The sequence below is a fragment of the Streptomyces californicus genome, from assembly GCF_000717645.1.
Classification (GTDB): Bacteria; Actinomycetota; Actinomycetes; order Streptomycetales; family Streptomycetaceae; genus Streptomyces; species Streptomyces californicus.
In genome coordinates this window covers 76,267-98,052 of sequence record NZ_JNZZ01000009.1, presented here as the reverse complement: position 1 = coordinate 98,052, position 21,786 = coordinate 76,267, and the positions used below count along the sequence as shown (strand labels likewise).

Here is a 21,786-nt window from a genome sequence, read left to right as displayed (position 1 = left end):
GGGTCATTCACCTCTCATGGCGGCCAAGTTCTCCCGGGCAAGCACGGTGTCGGGGTGGTCGGGGCCGAGCAACCGCTCACTATCGGCCACCACCCGCTCCCCGATAACGATCGCCTCCTCCACCCGCCCCACCTGCCCATACGAGACAGCCAGATTCACCCAGGCACGCACCGTGTCCGGATGCTCAGAACCCAACAGCCGCTCACTATCGGCCACCACCCGCTCCTCGATACCAATCGCCTCCTGCACCCGCCCCGCCCGCCACAACAAGGCAGCCAGAATCGCCCGGGCATTCACGGTGTCCGGATGCTCGGAACCCAGCAGCCGCTCACCGTCTGCCACCACCTGCTCCCCGATAACGATCGCCTCCTCCACCCACCCCGCCCGCCCATACGACATGGCCACATTCGCCCGGGCACGCAAAGTGTCCGGATGGTCGGAACCCAGCAGCCGCTCACGGTCGGCCACCACCTGCTCCCCGATAACGATCGCCTCCTCCACCCGCCCCACCTGCCCATACGAGACAGCCAGATTCGCCCGAGCACTCACCGTGTCGGGATGCTCGGAACCCAGCAGCCGCTCTCTGTCGGCCACTACCTGCTCCTCGATACCGATGGCCTCCTGCACCCGCCCCACCTGCCAATACGAGGCGGCCAAATTCGCCCGGGCACTCACGGTGTCGGGATCATCGGAACCCAGCAACCGCTCACTGTCGGTCACCACCTGCTCCTCGATACCGATGGCCTCCTGCACCCGCCCCGCCTGCCCATACGAGGCGGCCAGATTCGCCCGGACACTCACGGTGTCGGGATCATCGGAACCCAGCAACCGCTCACTGTCGGCTGCCAGACGTTGCCAGTAGATGGTTGCGGCGGTGTGCAGGCCGGCGTTGAGGACATTCTGTCCGGCTCGGTCCAGGACCCTGTATCCATCGGCCTGCCACAGGAGATCCCCTGCGTGCGTGTGCAGGACGTCGGTGTTGGCCCGGAGGACAGCGTGCAACTCGCGGTCCGTGTGGTCGGCCTCCGGCCAGATCTCCACCAGGGCGTTGGCGGCGGCGTCCACGATCGCGGGCAGTTCGGTGGGGGGCGTGATCTCCAGGGCGGCGCGAGCGGTGAGGGCGTGGATCTGCACGGCACGGGCGCCGTTGCGGGCGTCGTCGGTGAGCAGGCCGTAGCGGTGCAGCAGACGGAGCGCGGACCGGGCCGCACCCGTGGGGGCCGGGCCGGAATCCGCCTGCTCGCCACGCTGGGCACGCATATGAGCATCGAGGGACGCACTGGCCCAGAGGGTCCGGGGGTGACCTGCGGGGTCCAGGACTGCGGCAAGGCGTAGCGCGGGTGTGGCCAGCCCGACAGGGTCGCTCTTCTGCGCCGCGTCCAGGGAGAGGAGCAGGGCGGCGGCCACCTCGCGGCCGTATCGCTCGGTGTCGGCGCCCCGAGGCATCACGTCGACCAGGCGTCTGGTGCTGTCGGTGAAGAGGTCGAGGTACTCGGAACTGCTCACGCCTTCGTTGATCATGTAGGCGGCGGCATGAGAGAGGGCCAGTGGCAGGTGGCCCAGTGCGGTGGCCAGCGCGGCATGGTCCTCGGGCGGGTCGGTGATGCCTTCGGCGGTGAGGCGCTCATGGAGGTAGGCGGCGGCTTCGTCAGGGGTGTAGGTGTCGACGGGGATCACCGTCCTGCCCGCGCCGGAAAGCAGGGCTTCGCGGCGGCGGGTGGTGGCCAGGACCCGACCGTTGCCGGTGAGTGCGGGAGGTGGCCACCAGGCGTCGGCGGCGTCGAGATCGGTGAGGTCGTCCAGGACCACCAGCCAGGAACGGGTGGTCGTGGAGAGCCAGTCCATGAACGCCCGCGCGTCGCTCTCGGCGTTCTCGCTCCCGGTGCCGGCGACCTCAAGGCGCCGGGCCGCCTGGGCGTACAGGGTGGTGATCTGGTCGGACTCGGCGGCATCGACCCACACCACCACCTCGGTGCCCGCCGCGAGTGCCTGGTGGGCGTAGGAGGCGGCCAGTTGGGACTTGCCCACTCCGCCGCCCCCGGAGAAGACCTGGGTCATGGCCGTCGTGGCACGTCCCTCGCATGCCCGGTCGACCTTGTCCCGCACCCCGGTGCGGTCCTGAAAGGCCGAGGCCCGCGTGGGCAGGGAACCGATCAGGACCGGGGCGACTGCCGGCGACGGCGGAGGGGGAGCGGCCGGTCGGGGGCGTGGCACGGCGGGCTCGGCGACCGGCCCCGGACCGTCAACCGTTTCGGTGGGCGGAGTCGTCCCGGCGGCCGGGCCGCCGAACGCTTCGATCAGCTCCTGCGGTACGTCCGGCGACGCGGTGACACGGAAGGTGCCGGTCGATCCGCCGAGCCGCTGGTGCTGCTGTGCCCACCAGCCCACCAGGGCATCACCCTGATCAGGGGCCTTCGTCAGCAGGGCGTGCTTGCGGGTGGCGATCCTCAGCAGCAACTCGACGTAGCGCCAGTCCGGCGCAGTGCCCCGGTTGGAGCTGGAGTGGTTGCAGAACGTCGTCCCCGAAGGCGCCGCGCCCAGCACCCGCTTCAACTCGGGCGTGTGGTCGAGGACTTCGTCAGCCCGCTCCCGGAGTTGCAGCGTGGGGTACGTGTACCGCACGCGGAACTCACACAGCACCTTCCCGTACTGCGACCAGTCCCCCGCCTCACGAAGATCGCTCCACCACTCGCCCGCCATACCGCTCTGACCCTCCGCAGCAAGAGATCCGGAGGGAACAGCATGACCCGCCGCCCGCCACACCGTCCCGCCGAACCCCGAACCGGCTTGGAACGGGCTCGAAACCTCCCGCGTCGGCTGCGCTTGATGGCGCTCTCACCTGCGTGTACGCGCTGTACGCGGAGTGGGCGCGCCTCGGATTGATTCCGAGGCCGTTCCGCTGCCGATCACTGATGCCCCCCTGGTCCGGCTGCCTGTTCCATCGGTCCTGGCTGCACGGCGCAGTCGGAGCCTCCTGCCTCCCGGGCGGCTCCCGGGACCAGTAAGGACGCTTCCCACCATGGCCACTTCCCTCACGCAGCTCCAGGCGGACAACCGCGCCCTGTCCGAGAAGCTGGACCGGGCGAACGCGAAGATCACGCACCTGAAAGTCGCGGTGTGCCTCATGACGGGCGTCATCGCGTTCTTCACCGGCTACCTCGTCGTACGGCACCTGGAGGCCGACGCCCTCGCCGCGCTCGGCGCAGGCGGTCTGTGTTTCGCCACCATCAGCGGCCTCAGCCTCACCGTGCTGGCCCATCTCAAGCAGCCGTGACGCCGCCCCGGTCGGCACCGCCCCGGGACGGCGCCGACCGGTCCCGTAGCCAACGGCCCGCACGCCGCCCACCAGGGACGACGCGGACTCAGGGCACGATCCGACACCGATGTCGGGCAGACCCCGAAACTCCCCTGCGTGCACCGCGCGCAGGGTGCTAGCCTCCCGTTCCGATCATCACACCGGACGCCCTTCTCGGCGTCTCCCCTCCTCCGCTCGCCCCGCCGTTTCCCTGCCGTCACCTGCCCGTTCGCCGACACGCCGCGCGCTCCCCGCGCCCGGCCCCCCACCGGTCGCGTCCGCAGCCAGCATCCGAGGACCGACGTGTCTCCGACCGAACCCGACCTGATCCGCGCGGAGTTCGACCTCTGCCGCCAGATCCCCTCCCTCGTGGACCTCCGCACCGCCGTACGCGGGAACGACTGGGACACCGTGGAGGCGTACTTCGACTTCCTGGGCGACGACGAGGACGAGCGGGCGGTGGCGGCGGAGCTCGTCGCCGACCTCAGCTCCTCCGAACGCTTCCTGGAGCGCGAGGTCGCCGCCCACGGGTCGCCGCTGGCCCGTACCCTGCTTGCCGCCCGCTACATCGACGTCGGCTGGGACATCCGCAGCGCGTACACGGCGGAACACGTGTCGCGTGAGCAGTTCCAGCAGTTCCACGGCTGGCTGCGGCGGGCCGAGCAGTTGCTGATCGGCGTGTGCGCCGACGAACCCTCGTACGCCCTGGCCTGGTCGTACCGGCTGACGACCGCCCGGGGCCTGGAGCTCGGGGCGAGCGAGGCGCGGCGGCGGTACGACCGGCTGGCCGAGCACCACCCGCACCACATCCAGGCGCAGATCCTGCTGCTCCAGCAGCTGTGCCCGAAGTGGGGCGGCCGCTGGGAGGAGACGTTCGGGTTCGCCCGGGGGTGTCTGGACGCGGCGCCCGCCGGAAGCCACGCGGGCCGCCTGGTGGCGCAGGCGCACCTGGAACGCTGGCTGGCCGACAGCGACGACCGGCCCGGCGACTACCTGCGCTCGGCGGAGGTGCGCGACGAGATCCTGGCCGCGGCCGACCGTTCCGTACGGCACCCGGACTACCGGCCGGGCTTCCACTGGGTGGGCGACCACAACGACTTCGCGGGCGCGCTGAGCCTCGGCGGCCACTACCGGGAGGCCGCCCCGTACTTCCGCACGCTCGGCGACAAGGCGACCGAACTGCCCTGGGGCTACTGGGGCGACCGGGAAGTGCAGTTCCTCAAGCACCGCAGACGCGCACTGGCGAAGGGCTGAACGACGATGACCCAGCAGATCGAGGGCCCCGCCCTCACCGGCGGGCCGGCCGACACGGGGAGCCCGGCCTCCGTCGAGGGCCCCGCCGAGACCGCACACACCGCCGCACCGGAGGGCACGGGCCCCACCGACGGCTCCGCCACCACCGACGGACCCGCGACCATCGACGGCCCGGTCACCACCGAGGTCGACGGCATCCCGACCCTGCTCGCGCCCACGTCCGGCGGCGGCCCGGTCGTCGCCGGGCTGTTCTTCCGGGTCGGGGCCGCGGACGAGACGCTGGCCACCGCCGGCCTCACCCACCTCGTGGAGCACCTGGCGCTGCACCGGCACGGCGTGTCCGACCTGCACTACAACGGGTCCACCGCCGCCACCCACACCCACTTCGTGGTCTCCGGCACCGCCGAGGAGGTCGTCGCCTACCTCAACGGGGTCTGCGCCTCCCTGCGCGACCTGCCGGTCGAACGCCTCGCCACCGAACGGGAGATCCTGCGCACCGAGCAGGCGGGCCGCGGCCGGGGCCCCAACCACCAGCTCCCGCTGTGGCGTTACGGCGCACGGGGCTACGGCCTGGCCAGCTACCCGGAGTACGGCACGCTGCATCTGACGGCCGACGCGGTGCGCGCCTGGGCCGCGACCTGGTTCACCCGGGACAACGCGGTCCTGTGGATCGCCTCCGGCACCGTGCCCGAGGGCCTGGACCTGACCCTGCCCGCCGGGCGGCGGCAGCCGCTGCCCGAACCGACGTCGGCCCTGCCCGTCACCCCCGCCTACCTCACGGGCGGCAGCGGCGGGGTGGTCCTGGACGGCATCGTGCGGCGCAGCACGGCGGCCGTGCTCTTCGCGGAGGTGCTGAGCCGGGCGCTCTTCACGGACCTGCGGCAGAAGGGCGGTTACTCCTACACCGCCGACTGCGGCTACCAGCCGCGCGACCGGGACCACGCGACCCTCACCGCCTTCGCCGACGCGCTCCCGCAGAAGCAGGACGCGGTGGTCGGCGGGTTCATCGACGTACTGGCGCGGCTGCGGGCCGGGACCATCGACCAGGCCGAACTCGACTCGGCACGGGCGAAGACGCTCAAGCAGTACGAGGGCCCGGACACCGGCGCGGCCGCTCTGCCCTCGTACGCGCTGAACCTGCTCACCGGGCACCCGAACCTCACCCCGGACGAGCACCGGGCGGAGCTGGACGCCGTCACCGTCGAGGACCTGCGCGAGGTGGCCGGCGAACTGTACGACTCCGCGCTGATCCAGGTGCCGGGGCGGTCCGTGGACTGGGCGGGCTTCACCGCCGCGCCGCAGTGGTCGGCCCCGGTCACCGACCCGGCGGGCACCGTGCACCGGTCCCGGGCGAGCGACGCCGTGAGCCTGGCCGTCGGACCGGAGGCGGTCACCCTGGTCACGCCGGGCGGGCAGATCACCGTACGGTACGACGCCTGCGCGGCGATGCGGGTCTTCCCGGACGGAGCCCGGCACCTCATCGGCTTCGACGCGTTCGTGGTGGAGGTGGAGCCGACGCTGTACGCCAAGCTCACCCCGGCCCGGATGGCGGTCATCGACGCGGCGGTCCCGGCCGCCGCCGTCGTCCCGATGCCGGAGCGCGACCCGGACGAGATCCCGCAGCCGGCCGCACGGCGCGGCGGGCTGAAGGGCCGGGCGCTGGGGGCGCTGCGCTCGCTGCGCCCGGGACGCGGCTGACCTGCCGGAGGCGGCGGGCGGGCTCCACGCGGGAGCCCGCCCGCCCGTCAGCTCGCCCGCCTGCCCTTCCCCCCTCCCGAGGCCGGCCGTGAACCTTTCCGGCCGCTGCGGACAACAGGGGTGACAGCCACACGACCGACGCACCCTGGAGGCGCAGTGACCGGACCACCTCCGGCCCGCCCCGACGCGGAACACGGCGCGGGCGACGGCGGGGACGACGCCGACGTCATCGCGCAGTCCCTCGACGAGCCCGAACTGTTCGCCGGGCTGTACGACCGGCACGCCCCGGACATCCACCGCTACGCCGCCCGCCGCCTCGGGGAGGGCGCGGCGGACGACATCACGGCGGAGACTTTCCTCATCGCGTTCCGCACCCGCGACCGCTACGACACGGCCCACCGGCTGGCCCGGCCCTGGCTGTACGGCATCGCCGCCAACCTGATCGGCAAGCATCGCCGTACCGAGGTCCGCGCGCTCAAGGCGCTGGCCCGGACCGGCCACGACCCCGTCGCCGCCTCCTGGAGCGACCGCTCGGACGACCGGCTCGCCGTGCAGGCCCCGCTGGCCGGCGCGCTGGCAGCGCTGTCCCCGGGCGACCGGCACGTCCTGCTGCTCGTGGCGTGGGCGGACCTCGGCTACCAGGAGGTCGCCGAGGCGCTGCGGATACCGCTGGGCACGGTCCGGTCCCGGCTGAACCGGGCCCGCCGCAAGGTCCGGGCGTCCCTGAGCACCGACCCCGCGTTCACCGCGGAGCCGTCCGCATCGCCCGCCTCCACCGCCTCCGCCGCCGGAAAGGAGCTGAACCCGTCATGGACGAAATGACCGAGCTGCGGGGACTGCGCGCCGACGCCCCCGTACCCGACCGCGCCGCCCTCGCCCCCGGCCGCAAGCGGCTGACCGACGCCATCGGGGGCGGGGGCCGCCGCTCGTACCGGCTGCGGACCGACTGGCGGATCGCCTCGCTCGGCGCGGTCGCGGCGGTCACGGCGGGGGCGCTGCTCTTCACCCAGGTCCTCGACGCCCCCGCGCCCCGGCCCTCGGCCCCGGCGACCGTGACGGGCGACCTCGACCTGACCAGCCCGGCCGCCGCGCTGGGGCGGGCCGCCGACTTCCTGGACCGGCAGGAGGCCCCGCCGGAGCCCCGGACGGACCAGTGGATCTACCTCCGGGAGGAGAACCCCGAGCAGGAGGAGGGCTGGGCGGAGGTGCCCGCCGAGGTCCGGGAGCAGATGGACATGGGGGGATACAGCCCCGACTCCTGGGTCCCGTACGACGACAAGGCGGCGGAGAACGACGCGTCCGACACCGACTACCGGACCGCCCGCGAGTCGTACCGGATCGCCGCCGCCCTGCCGGAGGACCCGCGGGCGCTCCTCGCGAAGCTGCGGGAGGTCTTCCCCTCCGGCGACGGCGAGTACGGCGAACGCGAGGACGAGGCCGAGCACAGCTTCCGGGCCCTGTACGTCCTGCTCCAGTCCTACCCGCTCCCGCCCGCCGCGATGGCCCGGATCTACCGGGCGATGGCGACGGTCGAGGGCGTCGGGGTGACCGACCACCTGATCCGGGACGCCTCCGGCCGCCAGGTCATCGCGGTGACCCGCGCGTACGACCGGAACACCCGGCGCGAGATCCTCATCGACCCGGTGGACTACGGCTACGCGGGCGAGCGCGACGTCGTCACCCGCACCCACGAGGCCCCCGGACCCGAAGAACTGACGCCCCAGGTCCTCAAGCGCGGCGACATCCTGATGAACGTCGCCCGCACCAGGGCGGCCGTGGTCGACGCCAAGGGCCAGAAACCCTGACCCCCCGCCCCCTCGAACCCGGCCCCAGACCCGGTGCCCGCCACAGGGGAGCGGACACCGGCCCCGGGGCCACCCCGCCCCGTCCCGAAAGCTCCGCGCCGCGCCCCCTCGCCCCGCCACCCACGTGACCGACCCCACCCCCCGCCGCGTTAAAACTCCCGTAACAATGAAGGGTGATCACATCGCCCGCACGGAGCCCCCAGCGCCGCACCGAGCACGCGCCGACCCCGTACGTCGATCTCTCGCGCGAGGAGTGGAGCGCGCTGCGGGACAAGACGCCGCTGCCGCTGACCGCCGACGAGGTGGAGCGGCTGCGCGGGCTCGGGGACGTCATCGACCTCGACGAGGTGCGGGACGTCTATCTGCCGCTCTCCCGGCTGCTCAACCTGTACGTCCAGGCCACCTCCGGGCTGCGCGGCGCGCTGAACACCTTCCTCGGGGACGCCGGGAACGGGCACGGGGCACAGCGCGGCACCCCCTTCGTCATAGGGGTCGCGGGCAGCGTCGCCGTCGGGAAGTCCACCACCGCCCGTATCCTCCAGGCGCTGCTGGCGCGCTGGCCGGAGCACCCGCGGGTGGAGCTGGTGACCACGGACGGGTTCCTGCTGCCGATGAAGGAGCTCCAGGCGCGCGGGCTGACCTCGCGCAAAGGGTTCCCGGAGTCGTACGACCGGCGCGCCCTGACCCGTTTCGTCGCGGACATCAAGGCGGGCAAGGACGAGGTGACCGCGCCGGTCTACTCGCACCTGATCTACGACATCGTCCCCGGCGAGCGGCTCACCGTGCGCCGCCCCGACATCCTCATCGTCGAGGGCCTCAACGTCCTCCAGCCCGCCCTGCCCGGCAGCGACGGCCGCACCCGCGTCGGGCTGGCCGACTACTTCGACTTCAGCGTGTACGTGGACGCCCGCGCCGAGGACATCGAGACCTGGTACCTGAACCGCTTCCGCAAGCTGCGCGCCACCGCGTTCCAGGACCCGTCCTCGTACTTCCGCAAGTACACCCAGGTCTCCGAGGAGGAGGCGCTGGACTACGCGCGCACCATGTGGCGGACCATCAACAAGCCGAATCTGCTGGAGAACGTGGCGCCGACGCGCGGCCGTGCCACCCTGGTGCTCCGCAAGGGGGCGGACCACAAGGTCCGCAAGCTGTCCCTGCGCAAGCTCTGACCGACCCGCCCCGGGAGGGCCGACCGCGTGCTGCACCTGCGTCTGATCGTGCCCGCCGACACCACCGACGCGGTGGTCTCCGTCCTGGAGTCCACCGTCGGCACCGCCCACCTGGTGGTCCTGCCGGGCGCCGCCCGCTCCCCCGCCGGGGACGTGGTGATGTGCGACGTGGCGCGGGAGGCGGGCGACGAGCTGATCCGTGATCTGCGCGGCCTCGGCCTGGAGAAGTCCGGGTCGATCACCATGGAGAACATGGAGCTGACGCTCTCCGACCACGCCGACCGGGCGGAGGAGGAGGCCCCGGGCGACAGCGCCGACGCGGTGCTGTGGGAGGAGCTGACGGAGGCGACGCACGAGGAGTCGACGTTCTCCGTCACCTACGTCTCCTTCCTCGCCCTCGCCACCATGCTCGCCGCCTGCGGTGTGATGCTCGACAACGCGGTCCTCATCGTGGGCGCGATGGCGGTCGGCCCGGAGTTCGGGCCGCTGGCCGGGATCTCCACGGCCGTGGTGCAGCGCGCGCCGAGGCTGGTGGCGCGGTCGCTGTGGGCGCTCATCGGCGGGTTCGCGCTGGCGATGATCGCCACGGCCGGGTTCGCCTGGCTGATGGACGCGTTCGGCCTGTTCAGCCACGACATGATCGACAAGGCCCGGCCGAACACCGGGTTCATCTGGCACCCGGACTGGATGTCGTTCGTGGTGGCGTTCCTGGCGGGCATCGCCGGGACGCTCTCGCTGACCTCCGCGAAGTCCGGGGCGCTGATCGGGGTGGCGATCTCGGTGACGACGGTCCCGGCCGCCGCCAACGCGGCCGTCGCGTTCAGCTACTCGGACTACCAGCAGACCGTCGGCTCCGGCCAGCAGCTCCTGGCCAACCTCGGCGGCATCATCCTCGCGGGCACGCTGACGCTGCTGCTCCAGAAGGGCCTGTGGAAGGTCCGGCGTACGCGGAGGCCCCCGGCGAGCACGCCGGGGGCCTCCGTGGGCGGCTGAGCCGCCGGCAGTGCCCGGGACGGGGCAGACGCCGGCGGCGTCCGGGACGGAGCAGCCGCCGGCGGTGTCCAGGCCGGTCAGCCGCCGGCGGCGTCCGGGCGGGTCAGCCCAGTGCGGACTTCACGACGTCGGCCAGCCGGCCGGCGACGGCGCGGGCCTGCTCGATGTCGGCGGCCTCCACCATGACGCGTACCAGCGGCTCCGTACCGGACTGGCGCAGCAGAACGCGCCCGGTCTCGCCCAGCTCCCGCTCCGCCTGGGCGACGGCCGACGCCAGCTCGGCGGAGGTGTTCACCCGGGTCTTGTCGACGTCGGGGACGTTGATGAGGACCTGCGGCAGGCGCTCCATGACCCCGGCCAGTTCGGCGAGGCTCCGGCCGGTGGCGGCGACGCGGGCCGCCAGCATCAGGCCGGTCAGCGTGCCGTCGCCGGTCGTGGCGTGGTCCAGGACGATGACGTGCCCGGACTGCTCGCCGCCGAGCGCGAAGCCCTCGGCCTTCATCGACTCCAGGACGTACCGGTCGCCGACCGCCGTCTGGACCAGCTCGATGCCCTCGCGCTCCATCGCCAGCTTGAAGCCGAGGTTCGACATCACCGTGCCGACGACGGTCTGCTTGCGGAGCTGGCCGGCGTCCCGCATCGCGAGGGCCAGGACGGCGAGGATCTGGTCGCCGTCGACCTCCTCGCCCGCCGCGTCCACGGCGAGGCAGCGGTCGGCGTCGCCGTCGTGCGCGATGCCCAGGTCGGCGCGGTGCTCGACGACGGCGGCGCGCAGCAGGTCCAGGTGGGTGGAGCCGCAGCCGTCGTTGATGTTCAGGCCGTCCGGGTCCGCGCCGATGGTGACGACCTCGGCGCCGGCCCGTGCGAACGCCTCGGGCGAGACCCGGGCGGCGGCGCCGTGCGCCTCGTCCAGGACGACCTTGAGGCCGTCGAGCCGGTTGGGCAGGACGCCGATGAGGTGGGCGACGTACCGGTCGAAGCCCTCCGCGTAGTCGGTGACCCGGCCGACGCCGGCGCCGGTCGGGCGGTCCCACGGCGCACCGGTGCGGTGCTGCTCGTAGACCGTCTCGATCCGGTCCTCCAGCTCGTCGGCGAGCTTGTGGCCGCCGCGCGCGAAGAACTTGACGCCGTTGTCGGGCATCGCGTTGTGGCTGGCGGAGAGCATCACGCCGATGTCCGCGCCGAGCGCCCCGGTGAGGTACGCGACGGCGGGCGTCGGCAGCACGCCCACCCGCAGCACGTCCACCCCGGCGCTGGCCAGGCCCGCCACGACGGCGGCCTCCAGGAACTCTCCGGATGCCCGCGGATCACGTCCGACCACGGCCGTCGGGCGATGGCCCGCGAAGGTGCCCGCCTCGGCGAGTACGTGCGCCGCCGCGACCGAGAGACCGAGCGCGAGCTCGGCCGTCAGATCGGCGTTGGCGACACCCCGTACCCCGTCCGTACCGAAGAGTCGTCCCACTGGTGTCCTCCGAAGTGCTCCGAAACCACAAACCACTACTGCACAGCACGCACGCTGAGCATCCAAACAACGAAATCCGACGAAAACCTGCAAAAAGGCACGCCGGGCGGCATGGCGCGACCGTCCCCGAGATGCACGACGGTACGGCCCACCGGACCACAGCCGCGCGTCCGGTCCGGTGCCGCCGGGCGCCGCCCGAACCACGCAACCTGCCGGTCAGATGAACGTCTCATGCCGTTATACGCCTGCGAGCGTCGATAAACGAACGCCCCGGCAGCACGGTGTGTGCCGCCGGGGCGTACGTGACAGTCGAGCAGGCGATATTTAGCGCTTGCTGTACTGCGGGGCCTTGCGGGCCTTCTTGAGACCGGCCTTCTTGCGCTCGACCGCACGGTCGTCGCGGGAGAGGAAGCCGGCCTTCTTCAGCGTGGCGCGGTTGTTGTCCACGTCGGCCTCGTTCAGCGCGCGGGCCACGCCGAGGCGCAGGGCGCCGGCCTGACCGGAGACGCCGCCACCCGAGATGCGGGCGATGACGTCGTAGCGGCCGTCGAGCTCGAGCACCTTGAAGGGCTCGTTGACTTCCTGCTGGTGCACCTTGTTGGGGAAGTAGTCCTCAAGGGTGCGACCGTTGATCTTCCACTTGCCGGTGCCCGGAACGATCCGGACGCGGGCGATGGCGTTCTTGCGACGACCCAGGCCGGCCGCGGGCTGCGGGTCGCCGAAGCGGCCCGCGAGCGACTCGGAGGTGTACTCACCCTCGACGGGAACCTCCGACTCGAAGGTGGTCACCTCGGCGAAGTTCTCCTCGCCCTCGGTGCCCTCGACGGGGGTCTCAACAGTGGTCTCGGCCACGATTCTCCTCAGATCTTTCTGTACGTCTTAGGGGGTGGCCGGAACTACTGCGCGACCTGGGTGATCTCGAACGGGACCGGCTGCTGCGCAGCGTGCGGGTGCTGGTCGCCCGCGTAGACCTTGAGCTTCGAGAGCATCTGACGGCCCAGGGTGTTCTTGGGGATCATGCCCTTGATGGCCTTCTCGACGGCCTTCTCGGGGTTCTTCGCGAGCAGCTCGTCGTAGCGCACCGAACGGAGACCGCCCGGGAAGCCCGAGTGGCGGTACGCCATCTTCTGGGTCTTCTTGTTGCCGGACAGGTGCACCTTGTCGGCGTTGATGATGATGACGAAGTCGCCCATGTCCATGTGGGGGGCGTAGATCGCCTTGTGCTTGCCGCGGAGGAGGTTCGCCGCCGTGGTGGCCAGACGGCCCAGGACGATGTCCTGCGCGTCGATGATGTGCCACTGGCGAGTGACATCGCCGGGCTTGGGGCTGTACGTACGCACTTCGTAGCCTTCGCTTCTTAGTGGATGAGGTCCAGACGCATGGCACCCCTGAAGCGATCATGCAGCTGGGGCTCACAGTGCCGGGAACGACGCCCGTATGCGAGCCACTGGTAACTGCTCCAGAGAACCTACGCACCGGCTCTTCGCGCCATGACAGCGCAGCCAATACGCATAACAAACCAGAAGACTACCGGCCACCCCCCACGAGGGTCAAAACGCCCCTGGGGGGGGCGGCAGGCCGGCCGCGCCATCCCGGCCCGGCCTCGCCGCACCATTCCGGCCCCGCCGCGCCATCCCGGCCCGGCCGATGCCTGAGGCGGCCTCTCCCGACTCCACCACGCCACCCCGACCGCGCGCACGCTTGAGGCGGTCCCTTCCAGCCCCGCCGCACCATCCCGGCCCGGCCTCGCCATCCCGGTCTCGCCGCACCGTCCCAGCCCGTCGGCGCTCTTGAGGCGGCCTTTCCAGCCCCGCCGCACCACCACAGCCCCGCCGGCGCTTGAGGCGATCCTTTCCAGCCCCGCCGGCGTTTGAGGCGCGGGGGCCCGGGGGCAGCGCCCCCGCAACGGCGCCGCACGGCACACGCACCCCACCGCACCCCGCCCCCGCCGACCGCCGACCGCCGACCGCCCGAGGTCACCGCACGCGATCCACCCTCCGCTCGTCCCACACCGGCTCCGTCGTCTCCCGGACCACCCCGTCCGACCCGAAGACCAGATACCGGTCGAAGGACTTCGCGAACCACCGGTCGTGCGTGACCGCCATCACCGTGCCGTCGTACACCTCAAGCCCGTCCTGCAGCGCCTCCGCCGACTCCAGGTCCAGGTTGTCCGTCGGCTCGTCCAACAGCAGCGCGGTCGTCCCCGCCAGCTCCAGCAGCAGGATCTGGAACCGCGCCTGCTGCCCGCCGGACAACCGCTCGAACGCCTGGTCCCCCTGCCGCTCCAGCTCGTACCGCCGCAGCACCCCCATCGCCCCGCCCCGGTCCTTGGCGTGCTCGGTCCAGAGGATCTCCACCAGGGTCTTCCCCAGCAGCTCCGGGTGCGCGTGCGTCTGGGCGAAGTGCCCGGGCACGACCCGCGCCCCGAGCTTCCACTCCCCCGTGTGCGCCACCGGCTCCCCCGCCAGCAACCGCAGGAAGTGCGACTTGCCGGACCCGTTGGAGCCGAGGACCGCGACCCGCTCCCCGTAGAAGATCTCCAGGTCGAACGGCTTCATCAGCCCGGTCAGCTCCAGGCCCTTGCAGGTCACCGCCCGCACCCCGGTCCGCCCGCCGCGCAGCCGCATCTTGATGTCCTGCTCGCGCGGCGGCTCCGGCGGCGGCCCGGCTTCCTCGAACTTCTTGAAGCGGGTCTGCATCGCGTGGTAGCGGTTGGCCATGTCCGGGCTGTTCGCCGCCTGCTGCCGCATCCGCAGGACGAGCGCCTTCAGCCGGGCGTGCTCCTCCTGCCACCGCCGCAGCAGCTCCTCGAAGCGGGCGAACCGCTCCTTGCGCGCGTCGTGGTACGTCTCGAAGCTCCCGCCGTGCACCCAGACGTCACTGCCCGCCGGGCTCGGCTCGACGCTCACGATCTTCTCGGCGGCCCGGGACAGCAGCTCCCGGTCGTGGGAGACGAAGAGGACCGTCTTACGGGTCTCCTTCAGCTTCTCCTCCAGCCACCGCTTGCCGGGGACGTCCAGGTAGTTGTCCGGCTCGTCCAGCAGCAGGACCTCGTCGGGCCCGCGCAGCAGCGCCTCCAGCACCAGCCGCTTCTGCTCGCCGCCGCTGAGCGTGCGCACCTCGCGCCACTGCGCCTTCTCGTACGGGACGCCCAGCGCGGCCATGGTGCACATGTCCCACACGGTCTCGGCCTCGTACCCGCGCGCCTCCGCCCAGTCGCTCAGCGCCTGCGCGTACGCCATCTGCGCCGCCTCGTCGTCGACGGTGAGGATCCTCTCCTCCGCCGCGTCGACCGCCTTCGCCGCCTCCCGGATGCGCGGCTGCGCGACCGAGACCAGCAGGTCCCGCACGGTCCGCTCGTCCCGCACCGAACCCACGAACTGCGGCATCACGCCGAGGCCGCCGCTCACCGACACCGTTCCGCCGTGCGGCTGGAGCTCACCGGACAGGAGCCGCAGCAGGGTCGTCTTGCCCGCCCCGTTCGCTCCGACGAGCGCGACGACGGCTCCGTCGGCCACCCGGAACGAGGCGTCGCCGAGCAGCACCCGCCCGTCCGGAAGGTAGTACTCCAGGTGGCCCGCTTCGAGATGTCCCATACAGAGCATTGTCACGGTCCGCGAACGGATGACCCAACCGGTTTACGTCTCCCCCTAAACTGCGCGCATGAGCTTTGGGCAAGGGGGGGCCTCCTGGGGGCCCGGGGACGGCGGGACTCCGGACTGGGCGGCGCTGGCGGACCAGTCCGCGGCGCGGGCCCGCCGGAAGAGACTCCTGATGATCGGCGGCGGCGTGCTGGCCACCGTGGCGATCGGCGCGATCGTGACGACCGCCGTGGTCACGTCGAACGACAACGGCAGGAACAAGGCCGACAAGAGCGCGAGCCAGTTGCCCGCCCCCGCGGAACTCCCCGAGGAGACCTCCGCGCCCGCGCCGTCCTTCTCCTCGGTCGCCCCGCCGCCCCCGCCGGACCCCAAGGAGTACATATCCAGCGCCGAGAAGGACAAGGCGCCGGTCACCGTCGACGGGTTCTACCCCGGCAAGCGGCTCGCCATGGGCGACCGCCTCTACCTCAAGGGCGCCACCAGCAGCTCCGCGAAGTGCGCCACGGGCACGCAGGGCGCGCTCGGCACGGTCCTCACGAACAACGGCTGCACCCAGCTGCTCCGCGCCACCTACCGCAAGGACGGGGTGGCCATGACGGTCGGCGTCGCCGTCTTCGCCACCGAGGCCCGCGCGAAGAAGGCCGTCGACCAGGCGTCGGGCGGCCTCGCCTCGCTCAGCGGCGAGGGCGTCGGCGCCTTCTGCCGCGGCGGCACGGTCTGCCTGCGCACCTCCAACTCCTACGGGCGCTACGCCTACTTCACCATCGGCGGCTTCGAGAACGGCAAGCGGGTCACCACCGCCGACAACGCCGTCTACGCCGTCAACAAGGACCTGACGAACTTCACGTTCCGCCAGATCCACCAGCGGGGCCGGACCCAGGCGTCCCAGGCCGCGGCCGCCCCCAACGGCTGACCGGCGGCCCCGCCACCCCCAGAGGAGCGCCGCGACCCGGCCGCCCGCCCGACCCCAACGGCTGGCCGGCAGCCCGCCGAACCCCCGAGCGCCGCGACCCCGCCGCCCGCCTCGGGGCGACCGTCAGCAGCAGCCCGCCCCCGGCAGCGTCCGTACGTTGCGCGCCTCCACGGCCCGCGCCGCCAGCAACTCATCGGCCGGGTAGGCCACTTCCTCCAGCGTCAGCCCGTGCGGCCGCACCACGTGCACCCCGGGGTCGCGCACCTTCGCCGCCAGCACCTCGGCGGGCCAGGAGGCCGGCCGCCGCCCGTCGCCGACGAAGAGCGCGGCCCCGATCAGCGCCCGCACCATGTTGTGGCAGAAGGCGTCCGCCTGCACGGTCGCGGTGAGCACCCCGGACTCCGCGTCCCGTACCCAACTCAGCTTCTGGAGCGTCCGGATGGTCGTCGCGCCCTCGCGCTTCTTGCAGTACGCGGCGAAGTCGTGCTCCCCCACCATCGGCGCGGCCGCCTCGTTCATCGCGTCCACGTCCAACGGCCGGTCGTGCCACAGCACATGACCGCGCGTCAGTGGATCCACCCCGCCGGGCCGGTCGCCCACCCGGTAGGCGTAGCGCCGCCACAGCGCGGAGAAGCGGGCGTTGAACCCGGCGGGTGCGGGGGCCGCGCGCCAGATCCGTACGTCCTGCGGCAACCGGCCCGACAGCCGCCGCAGCAGCTTCTCCTCGTGCTCCGCCCAGACCGCCTCCGGCAGGTCCACGTGCGCCACCTGCCCGCGTGCGTGCACCCCGGCGTCCGTACGGCCCGCCACCGTCAGGTCGTACGTCACCGCCGAGCGGGTCACGGTCCGCAGCGCGTCCTCGATCTCCCCCTGCACCGTGCGCCGGCTGGTCTGCTTCGCCCAGCCGGAGAAGTCCTTGCCGTCGTAGGACAGGTCCAGTCGTACCCGTACGAAACCGGGCTCGGCCTCGTCACTCACCGCGTCTCCCTCCGCTCACCCTGGTCAAGCGAAACGGGCCCGCACCGCCCCGAAGGGTGATGCGGGCCCGTCCCGTGGTCCCTAGAACGCTCAGGCGTCCTTGGACTCGGCGTCGTCGGCCGGCTTGGCGTCCTCGACGGACTCGGCCGCGGGGGCCTCGTCCTTCTTGGCCGCGTCTTCCTTGACCGCGCGCTTCGTGGCGGCCTCGGCCTCACCGGTGGCCTGCTGGGCCACGGTCAGCGCCTCGACCAGCTCGATCACGGCCATCGGGGCGTTGTCGCCACGACGGTTGCCGATCTTGGTGATACGGGTGTAACCACCGGGGCGGTTCTCGTACCGGGGAGCGATCTCGGTGAAGAGCGTGTGGACGACGCTCTTGTCCGTGATCGTCTGGAGCACCAGGCGACGGTTGTGGATGTCGCCCTTCTTCGCCTTGGTGACGAGGCGCTCGGCGACGGGGCGCAGGCGGCGGGCCTTGGCCTCGGTCGTCGTGATGCGGCCGTGCTCGAACAGCGACTTCGCCAGGTTGGCGAGGAGCAGCTTCTCGTGCGCGGCGCTGCCGCCCAGACGGGCACCCTTGGCGGGACGCGGCATGGTGATTCTCCTTGTGTGCTGCACCGGCCGTATCAGGTACCGGTGTCAGTTCCCGTGCGGCGGACGCCCCACGGAAGTCGTACGTGCCGGACAGCGGCCGAATTCAAGCCTGTCCGGCGATTGAGGACAAAGCCTCAGCCCCGGCCCGGGGCGCCCTCGAAAGAACCGGGCACCCCAGCCGGGAGGCGATCAGTACTGCTCGGTCTCCACGAAACCGGCGTCCGCGTCGTCATCCGCGCCGAAGGCGTCGGCGGCGGCGGTCGGGTCGAAGCCGGGAGGCGAGTCCTTGAGCGCGAGGCCCATACCGGCCAGCTTCGCCTTGACCTCGTCGATCGACTTGGCGCCGAAGTTGCGGATGTCGAGCAGGTCCGCCTCGGAGCGGGCCACGAGCTCACCCACGGAGTGGATGCCCTCGCGCTTGAGGCAGTTGTACGAGCGGACGGTGAGCTCCAGCTCCTCGATCGGCAGAGCCAGATCGGCGGCGAGAGCGGCGTCCGTCGGGGACGGGCCCATGTCGATGCCCTCGGCGTCGATGTTGAGCTCGCGCGCCAGACCGAACAGCTCGACCAGGGTCTTACCGGCCGACGCCATGGCGTCACGGGGACGCATGGCCTGCTTGGTCTCGACGTCGACGATCAGCTTGTCGAAGTCGGTGCGCTGCTCGACACGGGTCGCCTCGACCTTGTACGTGACCTTGAGCACCGGCGAGTAGATGGAGTCGACCGGGATGCGGCCGATCTCCTGGCCGACCTGCTTGTTCTGGACGGCGGAGACGTAGCCGCGACCGCGCTCGACGGTCAGCTCCATCTCCAGCTTGCCCTTGCCGTTGAGCGTGGCGAGAACGAGGTCGGGGTTGTGCACCTCGACACCGGCCGGGGGCGCGATGTCGGCGGCGGTGACCAGACCCGGGCCCTGCTTGCGCAGGTACATCACGACCGGCTCGTCGTGCTCCGAGGAGACGACCAGCTGCTTGATGTTGAGGATGAGGTCGGTGACGTCCTCCTTGACGCCCGGCACGGTGGTGAACTCGTGCAGGACGCCGTCGATCCGGATGCTGGTGACAGCGGCACCGGGGATCGAGGAGAGGAGGGTGCGGCGGAGGGAGTTGCCGAGGGTGTAACCGAAGCCCGGCTCCAGCGGCTCGATCACGAACCGGGAGCGGAACTCGTCGACGACCTCTTCGGTCAGCGACGGACGCTGAGCGATAAGCATGCGGTGATCCTTCAGTCGTGGGCACCCACTATTTGATGCCCGACAGATGTAACAAGGGTACGGGCGGTACGCCCCTTTCGGGATGTACCGCCCGGACCCGGCGCTACTGACGCACGGCCGTCACCGGCCGTAGCGGGTCAGACGCGACGACGCTTCGGCGGACGGCAGCCGTTGTGCGGCGTCGGGGTGACGTCCTGGATCGAACCGACCTCCAGGCCGGTGGCCTGGAGCGAACGGATCGCGGTCTCACGGCCGGAGCCGGGACCCTTGACGAAGACGTCGACCTTGCGCATGCCGTGCTCCTGCGCGCGGCGGGCGGCCGACTCGGCGGCCATCTGCGCGGCGAAGGGGGTGGACTTGCGCGAGCCCTTGAAGCCGACGTGGCCGGCGGAGGCCCAGGAGATCACGTTGCCCGAGGGGTCCGTGATCGAGACGATGGTGTTGTTGAACGTGCTCTTGATGTGCGCGTGGCCGTGAGCGACGTTCTTCTTTTCCTTGCGACGCACCTTCTTGGCTGCGCCCTGACGACCCTTGGGGGGCATGTCTTGACTCCAGATGGAGAGGGGAGGTGATCGGTCCTACAGCGAAGACCGCTGGTTGCTGCGGGGTCCGGACGTCCGGCCCGCAGTGCGTCCGCTGAGGACTACTTCTTGCCCGGCTTCTTCTTACCGGCGATGGCGCGACGCGGGCCCTTGCGGGTACGCGCGTTCGTGCTGGTGCGCTGACCGTGGACCGGCAGGCCACGACGGTGGCGGATGCCCTGGTAGCAGCCGATCTCGACCTTGCGGCGGATGTTGGCCTGGACCTCACGGCGGAGGTCACCCTCGGTGCGGAGGTTGGCGTCCACGTGCTCGCGGATCTTGACGAGGTCTTCCTCGGCCAGGTCGCGAACGCGGGTGTTCGGGTTCACGCCGGTGGCGGCGAGGATCTCCTTGGACCGGGTGCGCCCGATACCGAAGACGTAGGTGAGGGCAACCTCCACGCGCTTTTCGCGCGGGATGTCAACACCTGAAACGCGTGCCATTCAATGGCTCCAGTTGTTAGATCGGGGGTCTTCCGCAGTTCCACTCCCGACCGCCGACCGCTCACGAGGAGCAGTGGTACGTCCGGGTCCCCGGCCCCCGCCGGAGGTGTCGTCAGCCGTGGCTTGGACGGGTACTGCGTATGTACGTATTACGTGCGTCGCGCGAAGAACTGCGAGATGCAGGCGGTCGTGCGTCAGCCCTGGCGCTGCTTGTGGCGCAGGTTGTCGCAGATGACCATGACCCGACCGTGGCGGCGGATCACCTTGCACTTGTCGCAGATCTTCTTGACGCTCGGCTTGACCTTCATGGGATGTCAGGTTCTCCGGGTCAGTGCCATCACCCGCCGAAACGGGGTGGGGGCAAGATCTACTTGTAGCGGTAGACGATCCGGCCACGCGTGAGGTCGTACGGAGAGAGCTCCACCACAACCCGGTCATCGGGGAGGATACGGATGTAGTGCATCCGCATCTTGCCGCTGATGTGCGCCAGGACCTTGTGACCGTTCTGGAGCTCCACCTTGAACATTGCGTTCGGGAGGGACTCGATCACGGTGCCCTCAATCTCGATGGCACCTTGCTTCTTGGCCACGCTTCGCCTTTCGAATCGGCTACCTTGATCGGCTCTCGCGCCTCGTGCGCCACATGCGGGCACACGGATGCACCAGAGCCGACGAGTCAGTCTACGTCAGCGGACTCCAAAAGACGAATCCGTCAAGTTTGCCCACTCCCGGTGATCCTTAGACCTGCCGGAAGGGTTGCGTCGGAGCCTCGTCCGGATCAGCCCAGCGGGTCCGGCGCGGCCTCGATGCCGGCCTCTCCCCCACGCAGCCCTCGCGGGCTCGGCGCCGGGGCGCCTCACAGGCTTCGGCCCGCTGCGCCGGACTCCGTCCGCCGGACCCGGATCAGCCCAGCGGGTCCGGCGCGGCCTCGATGCCGTACTCCGCGAGCTTCGCCTTGCCGCAGTCCGGCGCGGTGAGGACCAGCGGGCCCTGTTCGGTCAGCGCGATGGAGTGCTCCCAGTGCGAGGACCAGGTGCCGTCCGTCGTGATGACCGTCCAGTCGTCGGCCAGGGTCTCCGTGCGCGGGGTGCCGAGCGAGACCATCGGCTCGATCGCCAGGCAGACGCCCGGGACCAGCTTGATGCCCTTGCCGCGCTTGCGGGAGACGTAGTTCAGCAGGTGCGGGTCCATGTGCATCTCGGTGCCGATGCCGTGGCCGCCGAAGTCCTCGATGATCCCGTACTTGCCGGTCGCCGGGCGGGGCTGGCGCCGGATGTACGTCTCGATCGCCCGGGACACGTCCACCAGGCGGTTGTTCACCTTCATCGCGGCGATCCCGGCCCACATCGACTCCTCGGTCACCCGGGAGAGCTCGACCAGCTCCGGTGCATGACCGGTGCCCACGAAGGCCGTGTACGCGGCGTCGCCGTGCCAGCCGTCGACGATCGCGCCGGCGTCGATGGAGATGATGTCGCCGTCCTTGAGGACCGTCTTCTCGTCCGGGATGCCGTGGACGACGACCTCGTTGACCGAGGTGCAGATGGTCGCGGGGAACCCGCCGTACCCGAGGAAGTTCGACTTGGCGCCGTGGTCGGCGATCACCTTGCGCGCGACCTGGTCCAGGTCGTGCGTGGTGGCGCCGGGGACGGCCGCCTCGCGGGTGGCGGCGTGAATGGCGGCGACCACCAGCCCCGCCTCGCGCATCTTCGCGATCTGCTCGGGGGTCTTGATCTGCACCATTGCTCGGCGCCTCTCTGCATCGACGGTGACGGGTACGGCCGGTGTGTG

Annotated in this window: 21 protein-coding genes; 8 read left to right on the top strand and 13 right to left on the bottom strand. The window is 71.3% G+C overall.

Translation table 11 applies throughout. The features are described from left to right. Nucleotides 1-3 precede the first annotated feature (3 nt). Nucleotides 4-2,700 carry an FxSxx-COOH system tetratricopeptide repeat protein gene (fxsT, locus tag IF19_RS0114465; protein ID WP_050498999.1) on the bottom strand — a complete coding sequence of 899 codons (2,697 nt, stop codon included), beginning with the start codon at nucleotides 2,698-2,700 and terminating at the stop codon, nucleotides 4-6. 319 nt (nucleotides 2,701-3,019) lie between these two features. Between fxsT and IF19_RS0114460 the strand changes: the two genes are divergently transcribed. The 7 genes from IF19_RS0114460 (at nucleotide 3,020) to IF19_RS0114430 (ending at nucleotide 10,214) form a co-directional block, all read left to right on the top strand. Further along, complete coding sequence (locus IF19_RS0114460) at nucleotides 3,020-3,274, top strand: hypothetical protein (RefSeq protein ID WP_030112792.1); 255 nt, start codon at nucleotides 3,020-3,022, stop codon at nucleotides 3,272-3,274. 324 nt (nucleotides 3,275-3,598) lie between these two features. After that, on the top strand, nucleotides 3,599-4,549 hold the full coding sequence (locus tag IF19_RS0114455; protein ID WP_063751387.1) for a hypothetical protein: 951 nt from the start codon (nucleotides 3,599-3,601) through the stop codon (nucleotides 4,547-4,549). A 6-nt stretch (nucleotides 4,550-4,555) separates the two neighbouring features. Next, nucleotides 4,556-6,247, top strand: coding sequence for a M16 family metallopeptidase (locus IF19_RS0114450; RefSeq protein WP_078580510.1), 1,692 nt, complete (start codon nucleotides 4,556-4,558; stop codon nucleotides 6,245-6,247). 156 nt (nucleotides 6,248-6,403) lie between these two features. Next, a complete protein-coding gene (locus IF19_RS0114445) occupies nucleotides 6,404-7,069 on the top strand; it encodes an RNA polymerase sigma factor (RefSeq protein WP_030112796.1) in 666 nt (221 codons plus the stop codon). Continuing rightward, a complete protein-coding gene (locus IF19_RS0114440) occupies nucleotides 7,057-8,052 on the top strand; it encodes a CU044_5270 family protein (protein ID WP_030276821.1) in 996 nt (331 codons plus the stop codon). Before IF19_RS0114445 ends, IF19_RS0114440 begins: the two co-directional genes overlap by 13 nt. Nucleotides 8,053-8,225: 173 nt before the next feature. Then, nucleotides 8,226-9,221, top strand: a complete 996-nt coding sequence (coaA, locus tag IF19_RS0114435; RefSeq protein WP_030112798.1) for a type I pantothenate kinase — start codon at nucleotides 8,226-8,228, stop codon at nucleotides 9,219-9,221. A gap of 27 nt (nucleotides 9,222-9,248) precedes the next feature. Beyond that, nucleotides 9,249-10,214: a DUF389 domain-containing protein gene (locus IF19_RS0114430; protein WP_030112799.1), complete on the top strand. Its 966-nt coding sequence runs from the start codon at nucleotides 9,249-9,251 to the stop codon at nucleotides 10,212-10,214. A 103-nt stretch (nucleotides 10,215-10,317) separates the two neighbouring features. Here the strand turns inward: IF19_RS0114430 and glmM are convergent, their stop codons facing one another. The 4 genes from glmM to IF19_RS0114410 form a co-directional block, all read right to left on the bottom strand. Then, a complete protein-coding gene (glmM, locus tag IF19_RS0114425) occupies nucleotides 10,318-11,676 on the bottom strand; it encodes a phosphoglucosamine mutase (RefSeq protein WP_030112800.1) in 1,359 nt (452 codons plus the stop codon). Nucleotides 11,677-12,000: 324 nt separating this feature from the next. Then, nucleotides 12,001-12,528 (bottom strand): 30S ribosomal protein S9, encoded by a 528-nt coding sequence (gene rpsI / locus IF19_RS0114420; protein ID WP_030112801.1) that lies wholly within the window; start codon nucleotides 12,526-12,528, stop codon nucleotides 12,001-12,003. A gap of 44 nt (nucleotides 12,529-12,572) precedes the next feature. Next, nucleotides 12,573-13,016, bottom strand: coding sequence for a 50S ribosomal protein L13 (gene rplM / locus IF19_RS0114415; protein ID WP_003966932.1), 444 nt, complete (start codon nucleotides 13,014-13,016; stop codon nucleotides 12,573-12,575). 636 nt (nucleotides 13,017-13,652) lie between these two features. Next, nucleotides 13,653-15,272 (bottom strand): ABC-F family ATP-binding cassette domain-containing protein, encoded by a 1,620-nt coding sequence (locus IF19_RS0114410; protein WP_030112802.1) that lies wholly within the window; start codon nucleotides 15,270-15,272, stop codon nucleotides 13,653-13,655. Between the two features lie 67 nt (nucleotides 15,273-15,339). Here IF19_RS0114410 and IF19_RS0114405 point away from each other — a divergent pair, with 67 nt between their 5' ends. Beyond that, entirely contained in the window at nucleotides 15,340-16,191 is an 852-nt protein-coding gene (locus IF19_RS0114405; RefSeq protein ID WP_030112803.1) for a hypothetical protein, read from the top strand. A gap of 123 nt (nucleotides 16,192-16,314) precedes the next feature. Here the strand turns inward: IF19_RS0114405 and truA are convergent, their stop codons facing one another. The 8 genes from truA to map all read right to left on the bottom strand — a co-directional run bounded on the left by truA (nucleotide 16,315) and on the right by map (nucleotide 21,738). After that, on the bottom strand, nucleotides 16,315-17,169 hold the full coding sequence (gene truA / locus IF19_RS0114400; RefSeq protein ID WP_030112804.1) for a tRNA pseudouridine(38-40) synthase TruA: 855 nt from the start codon (nucleotides 17,167-17,169) through the stop codon (nucleotides 16,315-16,317). 90 nt (nucleotides 17,170-17,259) lie between these two features. Beyond that, nucleotides 17,260-17,763 (bottom strand): 50S ribosomal protein L17, encoded by a 504-nt coding sequence (gene rplQ / locus IF19_RS0114395; RefSeq protein ID WP_030112805.1) that lies wholly within the window; start codon nucleotides 17,761-17,763, stop codon nucleotides 17,260-17,262. 189 nt (nucleotides 17,764-17,952) lie between these two features. Then, nucleotides 17,953-18,975 carry a DNA-directed RNA polymerase subunit alpha gene (locus IF19_RS0114390; protein WP_003966937.1) on the bottom strand — a complete coding sequence of 341 codons (1,023 nt, stop codon included), beginning with the start codon at nucleotides 18,973-18,975 and terminating at the stop codon, nucleotides 17,953-17,955. Nucleotides 18,976-19,112: 137 nt separating this feature from the next. Next, nucleotides 19,113-19,517 (bottom strand): 30S ribosomal protein S11, encoded by a 405-nt coding sequence (gene rpsK, locus IF19_RS0114385; protein ID WP_003956432.1) that lies wholly within the window; start codon nucleotides 19,515-19,517, stop codon nucleotides 19,113-19,115. Nucleotides 19,518-19,618: 101 nt separating this feature from the next. Further along, a complete protein-coding gene (gene rpsM / locus IF19_RS0114380) occupies nucleotides 19,619-19,999 on the bottom strand; it encodes a 30S ribosomal protein S13 (RefSeq protein WP_006126897.1) in 381 nt (126 codons plus the stop codon). A gap of 194 nt (nucleotides 20,000-20,193) precedes the next feature. Further along, complete coding sequence (gene rpmJ / locus IF19_RS0114375; protein WP_003956441.1) at nucleotides 20,194-20,307, bottom strand: 50S ribosomal protein L36; 114 nt, start codon at nucleotides 20,305-20,307, stop codon at nucleotides 20,194-20,196. A gap of 59 nt (nucleotides 20,308-20,366) precedes the next feature. After that, nucleotides 20,367-20,588 (bottom strand): translation initiation factor IF-1, encoded by a 222-nt coding sequence (gene infA, locus IF19_RS0114370; protein WP_003956442.1) that lies wholly within the window; start codon nucleotides 20,586-20,588, stop codon nucleotides 20,367-20,369. Nucleotides 20,589-20,901: 313 nt separating this feature from the next. Next, on the bottom strand, nucleotides 20,902-21,738 hold the full coding sequence (gene map, locus IF19_RS0114365; RefSeq protein WP_030192609.1) for a type I methionyl aminopeptidase: 837 nt from the start codon (nucleotides 21,736-21,738) through the stop codon (nucleotides 20,902-20,904). Nucleotides 21,739-21,786: the final 48 nt, after the last annotated feature.